The organism is Pseudomonas sp. NPDC090755, from assembly GCF_044769005.1.
In the GTDB taxonomy this organism is placed as follows: domain Bacteria; phylum Pseudomonadota; class Gammaproteobacteria; order Pseudomonadales; family Pseudomonadaceae; genus Aquipseudomonas.
In genome coordinates this window covers 452,352-465,496 of sequence record NZ_JBIVXC010000001.1, presented here as the reverse complement: position 1 = coordinate 465,496, position 13,145 = coordinate 452,352, and the positions used below count along the sequence as shown (strand labels likewise).

Annotated in this window: 8 protein-coding genes; 5 read left to right on the top strand and 3 right to left on the bottom strand. The window is 60.9% G+C overall.

The annotated features are described in order from the left end of the window. Position 1: 1 nt before the first annotated feature. Entirely contained in the window at positions 2-415 is a 414-nt protein-coding gene (locus tag ACIQUS_RS02180) for a rhodanese-like domain-containing protein (RefSeq protein ID WP_285863040.1), read from the bottom strand. Between the two features lie 215 nt (positions 416-630). Here ACIQUS_RS02180 and gpmI point away from each other — a divergent pair, with 215 nt between their 5' ends. The 4 genes from gpmI to ACIQUS_RS02160 all read left to right on the top strand — a co-directional run bounded on the left by gpmI (position 631) and on the right by ACIQUS_RS02160 (position 5,783). Beyond that, positions 631-2,166, top strand: a complete 1,536-nt coding sequence (gene gpmI, locus ACIQUS_RS02175; protein WP_403042285.1) for a 2,3-bisphosphoglycerate-independent phosphoglycerate mutase — start codon at positions 631-633, stop codon at positions 2,164-2,166. Between the two features lie 128 nt (positions 2,167-2,294). Next, the gene (locus ACIQUS_RS02170) at positions 2,295-3,581 is read left to right on the top strand and encodes a murein hydrolase activator EnvC family protein (RefSeq protein WP_403042282.1); all 1,287 of its coding nucleotides are present in this window, start codon (positions 2,295-2,297) and stop codon (positions 3,579-3,581) included. 90 nt (positions 3,582-3,671) lie between these two features. After that, positions 3,672-5,000, top strand: a complete 1,329-nt coding sequence (locus ACIQUS_RS02165; RefSeq protein WP_403042280.1) for a S41 family peptidase — start codon at positions 3,672-3,674, stop codon at positions 4,998-5,000. 9 nt (positions 5,001-5,009) lie between these two features. Further along, positions 5,010-5,783 (top strand): divergent polysaccharide deacetylase family protein, encoded by a 774-nt coding sequence (locus tag ACIQUS_RS02160; RefSeq protein WP_403042278.1) that lies wholly within the window; start codon positions 5,010-5,012, stop codon positions 5,781-5,783. A 5-nt stretch (positions 5,784-5,788) separates the two neighbouring features. On the opposite strand, the gene ACIQUS_RS02155 is transcribed toward ACIQUS_RS02160, so the two are convergent. Together ACIQUS_RS02155 and ACIQUS_RS02150 are read right to left on the bottom strand one after the other, a co-directional pair. Then, on the bottom strand, positions 5,789-10,570 hold the full coding sequence (locus ACIQUS_RS02155) for a dermonecrotic toxin domain-containing protein (RefSeq protein ID WP_403042275.1): 4,782 nt from the start codon (positions 10,568-10,570) through the stop codon (positions 5,789-5,791). A gap of 130 nt (positions 10,571-10,700) precedes the next feature. Further along, positions 10,701-11,441 (bottom strand): substrate-binding periplasmic protein, encoded by a 741-nt coding sequence (locus tag ACIQUS_RS02150; RefSeq protein ID WP_403042272.1) that lies wholly within the window; start codon positions 11,439-11,441, stop codon positions 10,701-10,703. A 142-nt stretch (positions 11,442-11,583) separates the two neighbouring features. On the opposite strand from ACIQUS_RS02150, the gene ACIQUS_RS02145 reads away from it, so the two are divergent. Next, positions 11,584-13,089, top strand: coding sequence for a trypsin-like peptidase domain-containing protein (locus ACIQUS_RS02145; RefSeq protein ID WP_403042270.1), 1,506 nt, complete (start codon positions 11,584-11,586; stop codon positions 13,087-13,089). Positions 13,090-13,145 lie beyond the last annotated feature (56 nt).

Genomic DNA, 13,145 nt, shown 5'->3' with positions numbered 1-13,145 from the left:
GTCACTTCACCAGCGGCAGGTTGTCGGCTTTCCAGCTGGAAACACCGCCGGACAGCTTGGCGGCGGTGAAGCCGGCCTTGAGCAGCTCACGGCAGGTGGTGCCGGCGTGCTGGCCCATGTTGTCGACCACGATCAGGGTCTTGGCCTTGTGCTTTTCCAGCTCGCCGATGCGGGCGGCGAACTTGTCCTGGGGAATGTTCACGGCGCCAACGATATGACCGGCGGCGTATTCCTTGGTGGTACGGATGTCGACGACCAGGCCTTTGTCGCCGTTGACCAGCGCGGTCAGCTCGCCAGTGCTCAGGCTGCGGCCGCCCTTGCGGGCTTCGGTGACGATCAGCAGTACCAGCAGAACGATGAAGATACCAACCAGCAGATAGTGGTTTGTTGCGAATTCGATCAGGTGAGCAACCATTGGAGGGTGTTCCGGGCCATTAAAAATGTCGGCCAGTATACACAGCCCCCAAGGTCGGCCAAAGCCCGCCGGACCGGCTTGTTGACAGTAATTCCCATGTACCGGCTGCAGTCCGTCGGCCAGCGCCGGCGCCCGGGCAAGGTTAATTCGTCATTCGTGGCCAATTTGCCCTAAAATGCGTGTCTTTATCATCTGAACAACCGTGAGTTCTATTGATGACGAGCACGCCTAAACCCTTGGTCCTGATCATCCTGGATGGTTTCGGTCACAGCGATAGCCCTGAATACAATGCCATCCATGCCGCCAACACACCGGTCTACGATCGCCTGCGCGCCAGCCTGCCGCATGGCCTGATCTCCGGTTCAGGCATGGATGTCGGCCTGCCTGACGGGCAGATGGGCAACTCCGAGGTCGGCCACATGAACCTCGGTGCCGGCCGCGTGGTGTACCAGGACTTCACCCGGGTGACCAAGGCCATCCAGGACGGCGAGTTCTTCGACAACACCGTGCTCTGCGGCGCGGTCGACAAGGCCGTGGGTGCCGGCAAGGCCGTGCACATCCTCGGCCTGCTGTCCGACGGCGGCGTGCACAGTCACCAGGACCACCTGATCGCCATGGCCGAACTGGCCGCGCAACGTGGCGCCGAGAAGATCTACCTGCACGCCTTCCTCGACGGTCGCGACACCCCGCCGCGCAGCGCGCAATCGTCGATCGAACTGCTCGACGCCACCTTCGCCAAACTGGGCAAGGGCCGCATCGCCAGCCTGATCGGCCGCTACTACGCCATGGACCGCGACAACCGCTGGGACCGTGTGTCGGCAGCCTACAACCTGATCGTCGACAGCACCGCCGAATACACCGCCCTGAGCGCCCTGGCCGGCCTGGAAGCGGCCTACGCCCGTGACGAGAGCGATGAATTCGTCAAAGCCACCCGCATCGGCGAGGCGGTGAAGGTCGAAGACGGCGACGCCGTGATCTTCATGAACTTCCGCGCCGACCGCGCCCGCGAGCTGTCGCGTGTGTTCGTCGAGCCCGACTTCAACGAGTTCCCGCGCGCGCGCCTGCCCAAGCTTGCCGCCTACATCGGCCTGACCCAGTACTCGGCGAAGATCCCGGCGCCGGCAGCCTTCGGCCCGGCCAGCCTGGACAACGTGCTCGGCGAATACCTGGCCAAGAACGGCAAGACCCAACTGCGCATCGCCGAAACCGAGAAGTACGCCCACGTCACTTTCTTCTTCTCCGGCGGTCGTGAAGAGCCGTTCGAAGGCGAAGAGCGCATCCTGATCCCGTCGCCGAAGGTCGCCACCTACGACCTGCAGCCGGAGATGAGCGCACCGGAAGTCACCGACCGCATCGTCGAAGCCATCGAACAGCAGCGCTACGACGTAATCGTGGTCAACTATGCCAACGGTGACATGGTTGGTCACACCGGCGTGTTCGAGGCTGCGGTCAAGGCCGTGGAAGCCCTGGACGGTTGCGTCGGGCGCATTGTCGAGGCGCTGGACAAGGTCGGCGGCGAAGCGCTGATCACCGCCGACCACGGCAACGTCGAGCAGATGGAAGACGAATGCACCGGCCAGGCGCACACTGCGCACACCACTGAGCCCGTGCCGTTCATCTACGTCGGCAAGCGTGCCGTGAAGGTCCGCGAAGGCGGCGTGCTGGCCGATGTGGCACCGACCATGCTCCAGCTGCTGGGCCTTGAAAAACCTGCAGAGATGACCGGGACCTCGATCCTGATCGACGCCTGAAGCCGATAAACCGGCCATATCGGTCGGATTTCCGGACAAACGCCTCGCCGCCGACGCTGCGAGGCGTTTTTTTTGCACGCCTGGGCGGGCATACTAGGCCAGTCTCTATCCCTGGTGTCGCCCACTCCATGTTTCGCGCCCTGATCGTTCTAGCCCTGTCTTGCCTGCTCAGCCCGGCGTTTGCCGACGAGCGCGCGCAAACCCAGCAGCAACTGGACGCCACGCGTCAGGACATTGCCGAGCTGAAAAAAATGCTTGGTCAGTTGCAACAGGAAAAATCCGGTGTGCAGAAAGAACTGCGCAGCACTGAAACCGACATCGGCAAGCTGGAAAAGCAGGTGGAGGCCCTGCAGCAGGAACTAAAAAAGACTGAAGGCGAACTGGAGCGCCTTGATCACGAGAAAAAAAAACTCCAGAGCGCCCGCATTGAACAACAACGCCTGATTGCCATCCAGGCCCGTTCGGCCTACCAGAACGGCCGCGAGGAATACCTCAAGCTGCTGCTCAACCAGCAGAACCCGGAGAAATTCGCCCGCACCCTGACCTATTACGACTACCTGAGCCAGGCGCGCCTGACCCAACTGCGCAACTTCAATGAAACCCTGCGCCAGCTGGCCAGCGTCGAGCAGGACATCAACCTGCAGCAGGCCCAGTTGCTGGCCCAGCAAGGCACCCTCGACAGCCAGCGCCAGGAGCTGGAAAAGGTCCGCGCCGAGCGCCAGGAGGTACTGGCCAAGCTCAACAACGACGTCAAGGCCCGCGACCAGAAGTTGCAGGCCCGCGAGCAGGACCAGGCCGACCTGAGCAAGGTCCTCAAGACCATCGAGGAAACCCTTGCCCGCCAGGCGCGCGAAGCCGAGGAAGCCCGGCAGAAGGCCCTGCTCGCCGCCCAGGAAGCGGAAAAACAACGCCAGCGCGAAGCCGCCCTGGCAGCCAGCAGCGACGCACCGAAGAAGCCCAAGCCCATGCCCGGCCCGCTGGTTTCCAGCAGTGGCGAGACTTTCGGCGGTGCTTTTTCCGCTGCGCGGGGCAAACTTCCATGGCCGGTCAATGGTCGATTGCTGGCACGCTTTGGCGAAACCCGTGGCGATGATTCGCGAGCCAGGTGGGATGGCGTGATGATCAGCGCCTCCCCCGGCAGCCAGGTGCGCGCCGTGCATGGTGGCCGGGTGGTCTTCGCCGACTGGTTGCGTGGCGCTGGACTTCTGGTCATTCTCGACCATGGTAATGGTTACCTGAGCCTGTACGGCCATAACCAGAGCCTGCTCAAGAACGCCGGAGACGTCGTCAAGGCCGGCGAAGCGATTTCCACCGTCGGCAACAGCGGTGGCCAGGACAGCTCGGGACTGTACTTCGCCATCCGCCAGCAGGGTCGCCCCAGCGACCCGGCCCAATGGTGCCGTGCCCAGGGATAGGCACCACCACCCCTATTTGACGGCGTAGCACGACAAGGGCTACGCCGAGGCTCCAGCCGGAGCGCTACCAGGATCAGGAGTTCGTTCGACATGCTGCATTCGCCCCGCCTCACTTCGCTGGCCCTGACCATCGCCATGGTCCTTGGCGCGCCCCTGGCCCGCGCGGCCGAGCCCACCAAGCCGGCAGCGATTCCGGCCACGACGGTATCGGCCTCCACCAAGGCGCCGCTGCCGCTGGATGAACTGCGCACCTTCGCCGAGGTCATGGACCGGATCAAGGCGGCCTATGTCGAACCTGTGGATGACAAGACCCTGCTGGAAAACGCCATCAAGGGCATGCTCAGCAACCTCGACCCGCACTCGGCCTACCTGGGCCCTGAAGACTTCCAGGAACTGCAGGAAAGCACCAGCGGCGAATTCGGCGGCCTGGGCATCGAAGTCGGCATGGAAGACGGCTTCGTCAAGGTCGTCTCGCCCATCGACGACACCCCGGCGTCCCGCGCCGGTATCGAGGCGGGCGACCTGATCGTCAAGATCAACGGCCAGCCGACCCGTGGCCAGACCATGACCGAAGCGGTCGACAAGATGCGCGGCAAGGTCGGTGAGAAGATCACCCTGACCCTGGTACGCGACGGCGGCAACCCCTTCGACGTGACCCTTGCCCGGGCGGTTATCCAGGTCAAGAGCGTCAAGAGCCAGTTACTCGAAGACAACTACGGCTACATCCGCATCACCCAGTTCCAGGTCAAGACCGGTGAAGAAGTCGGCAAGGCCCTGGCCAAACTGCGCAAGGACAACGGCAAGAAACTGCGTGGTCTGGTCCTGGACCTGCGCAACAACCCCGGCGGCGTACTGCAGTCGGCCGTGGAAGTGGCCGACCACTTCCTCACCAAGGGCCTGATCGTCTACACCAAGGGCCGCATCGCCAACTCCGAGCTGCGCTTCTCCGCCGACCCGGCCGACGCCAGCGAAGCAGTGCCATTGGTGGTGCTGATCAACGGCGGCAGCGCCTCGGCCTCGGAAATTGTCGCCGGCGCCCTGCAGGACCAGAAACGCGGCGTGCTGATGGGCACCGACAGCTTCGGCAAGGGCTCGGTGCAAACCGTGCTGCCGCTGAACAACGAGCGTGCCCTGAAGCTCACCACCGCCCTGTACTACACCCCTAACGGCCGCTCCATCCAGGCCCAGGGCATTGTCCCGGACGTTGAAGTACGGCGCGCCCGGATCACCTCCACCGAGCCGGACAGCGACAACTTCAAGGAAGCCGACCTGCAGGGCCACCTGGGTAACGGCAACGGTGGCGCGGACCGCCCATCGGGCAAGGCTGCCAGCAAGAAGGCCCGTCCGCAGGACGATGACTACCAACTGAGCCAGGCCCTGAGCCTGCTCAAGGGCCTGAGCATCACCCAGGGCAAATAAGGTTCACCCATGCGTTACCTGCTGTTCGCCCTGATCTGCCTGTTGAGTGGTGCTGCCCTGGCGGCACCGGCTCAACCGGGCAAGGCCTACCTCAGCCTGATCATCGACGACCTCGGCCAGAGCCCGGCGCGTGATGCGCGTACCCTGGCCCTGCCCGGCCCGGTGACTCTGGCAATCATGCCCGACACGCCCCATGCCACCGAGTTCGCCCGCCAGGCTCATCGTGCCGACAAGACCGTGATCCTGCACATGCCCATGGACCCGGCCACCGGTCCCTACGCCTGGCACCCCGGCACACCGTTGCCGGAGCTTGCGCGACGGCTGGACACGGCCCTGGCAAAAGTGCCTTACGCCGCCGGCATCAACAACCACATGGGCAGTCGCATGACTTCGCAGGCTGAACCCATGGCCTGGCTGATGGGCGAGTTGCAGCGCCGCCAGCTGTTCTTCGTCGACAGCCGCACCAGCGCCGCCACCGTGGCGGCGGCCAAGGCCCAGGCCGTCGACCTGGCACATGTCTCGCGGGATGTGTTCCTGGATGATATACGCACCCCCGAGGCCATCGCCGGGCAACTGCAGCAAGGCATTGCCCTGGCACGCAAACAGGGCTCGGCGGTGCTGATCGGCCATCCTTATCCACAGACCCTGGACGTGCTCGAACGCGAACTGCCCAAGCTCAAGGCCCAGGGCATTGAATGGATCGAGATCCGTCAGATGATCGCCCAGCGCGGCAACCGGGCGATGCAGGGTCATGGCAAGGCGGGGCTGTACAGCCCCCGCTAACACCCTCAAGGCTGGAAGTTGAGAATATCCTCGACGTGCGCCAACTTAAGATCGGCACGATAGACCTTGATCAATGCCTGATTATTGTTCTTCGCCGCTTCCAACTCTGCCTTTCGCCCCTGCCCCCGTTGTGCCCACAGTTTCAAATGGCCCTTGCTGAAATCACGCAGGTTCGTTTTATCGTCCGGGTAATGGAAGTGCGCTTCCCACAGCCCGGGATTTACCGCCTCGCCCTCCTTGCGCAGCCGTCGTATCTGATGTTTTTGCAGGTAGTCCCCCCCAGCCAGCTTAACGAAACCGTCGATCCGGCTAATCTGCAATTGTTTTGCCTCGTATAGATACGCCAGGCTTTCGGCAGTAGGTTCAGGTGTATTCAGGTGATAATCGATCAACAGTTCACGCTTACGTTCCCGCAGCCCCTTGACGGCCTCGCTGGCCTGGCTGATTAGCGCTGAGTCCGTTTGAGCGTCTAGCGCAGCAATAGCCCCATCGAGCTTGTCGACATGCAAATCCACGACAAAGGTGAAGCTTTTCGGTTGCGCTGACTTGAGGTAACGCTTGCCAAGCGCCACCACCTCGGCAACCCCCGCCAGGAACACGGGTGTATCCTTGAGGGCCTTGGCCCGTGCAATTGCCGCGGGTGGTGGGGCCACTCTCAGCGGCTTTTCGTCAACCTGTACCCAGCCTTCTTCATGCTGGTGAACACTGACAAGAACCTCCCGGGTAAAAGGATCACGCAGTTGCGCATACTCACCAGCATGCTCCCCGCCCTCCAGCCCAGGAGGTGTGGGTGCCTCTTCGACGATCAGCGTACGCTCGCCCTTGAGGCGAATGACCTTGCCTTTCCTAGCCGTTTCGGCGGGCGGCAGGCTGGGTCGCCGATCGGCCAATGACTCTTGCTCTCGTATTGCTTCGGCCAGTTCAACTTCGGCGGTTTCAGTAATGGCTGCCAAGCCATTCTTGTACTCGGCAAGATACTGACGATTGATCCCTGGCTCATTGGACAGCGTAATGACATCGACAATGGCCCTGGCGTTGCCATACTCGACCAGGACATTCTCCAGCACCTTGATCCGCTCAGGCACGGAGCAATCGGTCGAGCCCAGCAACGCATGGGTCTCACCGGCGGCCCTCACCTCACCAAACTTCAATCTATGGACCAGGGTAGTCAATTCGGAATCGCTCGACGCCTGGTTGCGATCAACTGACAACTCAGCGAGTATCTTTAAACGAGCAGACTTGTATTGAAGTGCTGTAAAGGCGCGCTCCTCGACGATTTTTTTAAAGCTATCGAAGGTTGGCGTATTTTTTATTTTCACATCATTGAAAACCGAAGGGAGCATGTCCTCCAACCGCTCAGAAGCTGGAATAATTTCTTCTAATATTTTCAGCGAGCTGGTCAACTCATCGGTAAATTTAGTGTAATTTGCCTGCCGCCTGCCTTTTTGTGCAGGGTCGGTAATACCTCGAGCCAGCCTTGCCGCTTCATCCCAGTCGACCGTCTGCAGGAGAACCCGTTCGACATTGTTGCAGCTCAACACCAAGGCACCGCGCGCAAGCATATATTCCTGGCCCTGCTCATTCACATCCGCCCACTTTGCGAAGCGCTGTTCGGCCAGCGCGCTTTCGAACTCAAACCGACGCTTGGCCAAATCGAACAGCGCTAGCAATGGCGCTCGCATTTTTGTGCGCTTTTTTCTGACAACTAATCGTTGTAGGTCGAGCCTCGTCTGACTGCCATTCAACAGTACCTTCGTATTCTGCAGCCTGCTCTCCTGCTCTTCCGTCCGCGGTTCAATAGGTTCAAGAGCAGCCAGCAGCATCTCAAACCGCGAGTGCTGTTCGTACAGTTTGTTCAGCTTTTCAACATCACCTTGTAACTCTTTTGACTCTTGGTCATGCGCTCTGATCTTACTTTCATATTGATCAATGATTTTTTGCTGATCGGCTTTTAAACGTTCGTAATCCGACTTGTTTTGCGCCTGCACCGATTTCATTGACTTCTTCGGCCCGCCCCCGCGCAAGCGCAGACCAAGGTCCCATTGCCACCCCCCCTTTTCCGAGTACATCAGCCAGGGGCCAGGCGCTGCACCCGGCTGAGCAAGGGGGTCGATAACCCGAACGCCTTCATCATCAACCCGCACCCTGTAGGTGAACCCTTGAATATGGGCATACCAGGCATCATGTTGAAAATACAATCCTTTGTTACTTCCACTGCCACTGCGGTTGCTTTCACTCAAAGCAACGGAAGCCCGCAGTATTCTCAAAGCCTGGCGCTGCGGCTCCGACAAAAGGTCGGCCCGGGCCCCGCCGCCCCAGCTGAAATCCAGGGCGAGTTCCTTCTCGCTTTTCAGGCTGCCGCCCAGAACAACCTTGCCTTGGCTGACTTTAGGCGTATGCGGCGGCGCCCACTGAGGTTTTGCAACGGGTGCATAGACACTAATCGCACGCTTGTCAGATACCGGCGGCCGAGGTCCCGCAGGCAGCAATCCATGGAACAGCGCCGCTGCCGCATTCATCAGCAGATCAACCACCGCCGCCGAGCGAGATGTTTCACTTCCCTCCCGCAGCCCCCGCAGGTCGGCCTGCAGGCTAGCAATGCCCTGTACCAACCAGAGCAATCCGGCAACCGGTCCGCGCAGCAGGGGCACGGCAACGTTGAACAGCAGCCAGGCCCCCTCCATCAACGTGGCCCAACGACTTTCCGCATTCGAGACACTCTGCAATTCGGCAAGCCGCACCAGCACTTCGACCCGCGAGCCATAGAGCTGTGCCTCAACCTCGCCATGCAGGCGTTGCAGGTACAATTGAGCCGGGGCGGGAGTGTCGATAGCCGTGAAGGGATCCAGGACGGGGAGTTGCAAAGGAAGGTGGGGCTCCAGAAAGCCGCCATTGTCGTAGACACTGCGGGTATGCGGCTCGATCCAGTCGAGCACCAGCGTTTGCAGAGGTCCGGGTTGGGCGATGGTATCCAGCAAGGCCTGGGGCGAAGCAAACTCACGTAGTGGTCGCTCGCTGTCCAGAGGTGCGTAAAGCACACATACACCCTCCTCAAGGAGGTCATCGGTAATGACAAATACACCGGTCACACTGTCGACTTGACTCGCGTCAGGTCGTCGCTTGAACGCCAGGGCATTCAGGTTGCTACGCTCCGGTCCGGGCTCAAAGAGCCCGGTAACTCTCCGATATCCCGCTTCACTCATCTCCCCGTCGATCCTGGCCTGCAGAGCGATCAGCGGCAACTGGGTACGACACTCCCCGGCAAAGTGCAGGACTCGACGTGGTTTTTCGTCGGTATCGGCCATCTGTGCTTGCACATAGGCCGGATAGTGCCCACCAATGTCTACCACCTGCACCAACGACTCCAGGTACTCAGCCGTCAGCCAGTCCATGATCAATTGGCCCTGGGCGTGTGTAATCGAGGTCAAGCGACCTTTGGGCGCCCCACATAGGTTGCCGATGGCGTACTGGGTCAGTGTGAGGGTGTGCTTTTCACTGATTCCCCAGCCGGCGGGTACCTGGCCAGCCCCGAATCCTGGATTGCCTGCCGCGACTGTGAACGTCAATTGCAAGTCGTCCGAGAAGTAGTTGGCATCCACAGGATGGTCAGCACGCATCTGCGCCCGCAACTGTTGGCGGGCATACTCATGCAGCGGCAGGATCCCCTCCATGGAAGACTTTCCGCCCGATTGCGCCTGGGCCAGGGTAAGCCCCAGCAGGCGAGCCTGATATTCGAAACGTTCAGCACGGGTTGCCCCGCTCAACCAGCCGGGCAGCGCGGGATGGGCAGCCCATGACGCGCCAGTCCACACAGCGGGCTTGTCGATGTAAGCACTGGGATCTGTCAACGCCGCATAGCCCTGCTCCAATTGCTCAATAGAGGGGAAGCGACGTGAATCAACAGGCGTCAACGCCTCGACGATCTGGTTGAGCAGCAGCGCGGCCTGTACGGAAAAAACATCTCCCTGCAACTCATGCCGGTCAAAGACATAGCTATCAATGTAATAGTGGCGAGCCAAACGCTCGCTGCGCGCTTGAGCGAACTCGTCCAGAGTGGCGAACGCCTGTATCTGACCGTCGGCTTCGCACCACAGCACATGGTTGTCATGCTCCAGCAACAAGCTCGCCGGTACTTCGGCATAGTCCTTTCCACGGGAGACAACGTGCTCATCCACCGCATAGACCTTGACTTCTCCCGAGCCGGTTCGCGGCCGCACAGCAAGCACCGCCCATACGCAATCTTTCTGTCGAGGGGTCAGAGCCGAGCTGGACACACCCTGGGCAAGCGCCATTTTCAAGGCTTCGGCCAGCCACTGTGCGCGACTGACGCCGCTACTGGCAGGCTCTCGCCAGTAGCGCACTTGTGACCGTTGAAGATCCTGGTACACAGAGACCAGCAGGTCATTGAAGGGCTCGCTCAGGCTTTCGATGGCAGACGCGGCATCATGGGGCGGCGCCAACCGCACCGGCGCCCCCGAGCCAAGTCGCAATGCGAAAGGCTTGCCCTGCGCGGGGGTGAAGTCGAACGACGTTCCTGCCGCTAGCGCAGCGAGAAAAGCCTCCGGCAAAGACTGTCCAGAGGCCTCATCGTTGTCGGCGGGCGTGCCAAGGATAATCTGGGCAGCTGATCGTACCCCGGGGTTGTCCGCCAGAAGCTGCGGGTTCTTCTCGACAAGAATCTCGAGAATACGTCGTTCAAATACACTCCGGAGTGTCGGGCGACTTGCAAACTCAAGCGCCAATGCTCGCTGAAGATCCAGTCCAGTGTTGGAGACGCTGTCACTCATTTTCGCATTCCTTGCGGTAGTTTTCGCAAGGCTATGCTGGGTCGCCCTCTACATCTGCGTTAACTATGTATTACCCGACGGTCTTGGGCGCCTCGTGGCCGGTCAATGCCGTACCGATAGTTGACGGACGCTAGAGGTAGCGGGCAAACACCGCCTCGACGAAACCTTCGGCACGCATCTGGTCCAACGCCCGCTGCAATTGCGCTACCACCTCGTCCGGCACTTGCCGGTTGAGCGCCAGGTACAGCTCGGCGCCCTGAAAGCGCAGCACCGTCTTGAGCTTGCTCACGCCCACCTGCCGGGCCAGGTAGCGGCCGGCCGGGTCGCCGCTGGCCCACAGATCGATTTCGCCACTCATCAGCTTTTTCGCGTTGTCACGATCACGCAGCACCAGCACCGGGTTCAACCCTTGCTTGGCCAGGTACTCGGCAATCGCATCGCCCTTGTAGGCACCAATGCGGTAGTGCCGGGCGTCCTGCAGGCTGGTCAGGGTAATCGGGCTGTCCTCCGGGGCCAGCAGAATCCAGTCGTCCGGCCCCAACGGCCCGACCCACTTGAACAGTTTCTCCCGCTCAGGCTGGCGCGCCATGACAAAAACACCGTAGCCGGGAGTCTGCAGGGCCTGCTCGTAGATCCGCTGCCACGGAAAGCGCAGGGTCATGCTGTAGGGAACCCCGGCGCGCTTGAACATCTCGCGCACAAGATCGGCGGCAATGCCATTGATGCCATCGTCGCGGGCAAAGCTCTTGCCGTTGATGGCCATGTTGTAGGGTGGGAAGTTTTCGGTCAGCAGCACCACAGGCTCGCTCGCACGGGCGAGGCTGGTGAACAACAGGCAACTGCACAGCAACAGGACAAGACGCTTGAACATGATGGCACCGGGCTCCTTGGCAACGCCAAGAGTGCCGGGGCCTGTGGACGCTGTCCAGGCCTTCCGGGCGACTGATATATGTACCACTCGCCGCACCGCCTCCCGGCCAATAGTACGAGCCACCTAACCCCGGAGGCTCGATATGTTCAAAGCTAACAATTTTTTTCTAGGCGCGGCCCTTGCTGCTGCTGCATTCCAGGCCCTGGCAATGGAGTACGGCCAGGGACTGCCAAGCCCTTCCGCCCCCCTGACGCTACATAACGCGCAGGGTCAGAATGATCACTGGAGTGGCATTGGCCGGCTCTCGGATAACCTGCAGTGCATGGCTTCGCTGATCGATACGCGTGACCCCTGGACCGTTTCGGACGGCCCCGCGTACGTGATCACCAGTGGCCACTGCGTCGACCGGCGCAACGGCGTGATCGGCCATGACTTGCCGGTAACAGGCAGCATCGCGTTCAACTATTTTGTCGACACCCTTGAACAACGCCACGAGTTCCCGCTCAAGCGGCGGGTCTGGAGCAGTATGCAGGGTGTGGACCTGGCCCTGCTGGAGCTGGATGCCAGCTTGAAGGAGGTCATGGCACGAGGTGTCGAACCGCTGAAGCTGGGCAACGTTACCGAGTCCGGCGTCGAGGTATTGGTGCTGGGCGATCCGATCAACCCTGGGCAAGGTCTGCGCCTTGCCACCTGCACACAACACAACGCGACTCAAGTAATCGAGTATCCCTGGGTCTGGCGCAATGTGAAGAGCAATGATTGCAGGGGTATTGACTCTGGATCATCGGGAAGCCCGGTGATCGAGCGTTCGAGCAATCAGATCGTCAGCGTGCTCAACACCACGACCGACACGCGCTTCGGTACTCCCGCCTGCGGTCTCAACAATCCTTGCCAACAAACCGACGGCAAACGTGTCAGCGTGGAAAACCTGAACTACGCCATGCCGGTGCAGCGGCTGGCAGGGTGTTTTCGTGAAGGACTCGCCGACCTGCAATTGAACAGTTGCCACCTACTGCCTGGCTTCCAACTCGAGCAACAGGAGCTCCTTGACTTTAAACCGATCAACAAGATCGCAACGAAAGCCGATGGCAGTGAAGAACTACCCCTATGGAACTTCACCTTCACGCTGGATACGCCCAGATATCGATACAAAGCAGTCCGCGATCCATTGGCTTGCGAGAACCCTGTGGGTTACAGCGGCACCATAGCGGCCACCGATAACCGCATCAATGACCCGATTGGCCCGGAAACCGGCTGGCACTTTCTCTGCCTGGTCGGTGTCGACTCCGCCGCACAGCGCCCTTCGTTGGCACTGATGGGCAACAGCCTGAGCATTGCCGTTGAACTGTTGCCCGCAGCCGCAGTGCCTGAGGCGGACATCTCGATCGAACATCAGGACAATGGCGACATCAGGGTTACCTGGCGTGTCGACCCACCCAACCTGGAAGGCTACCGGGTCAAACGCGGCCCACCCGGCACCACCGACTGCGACGACGACAAGGGCTATGGCATCTTCCACCACGACCGGACCTTCACCTTCAAAGCAGACAAACTCCCCCTCACCTTGTGCAGCCAGGCCCAGGATGTCATCGGCCAACGCTCTACGGTTCGCAACGACCTGCTCCAGGCACCCGCCAGTTCAGGTTGACGACTGCAAGCAAAAAGGGCCCCGTTGTCGCCAACGGAGCCCTTCTTGTTACTCAG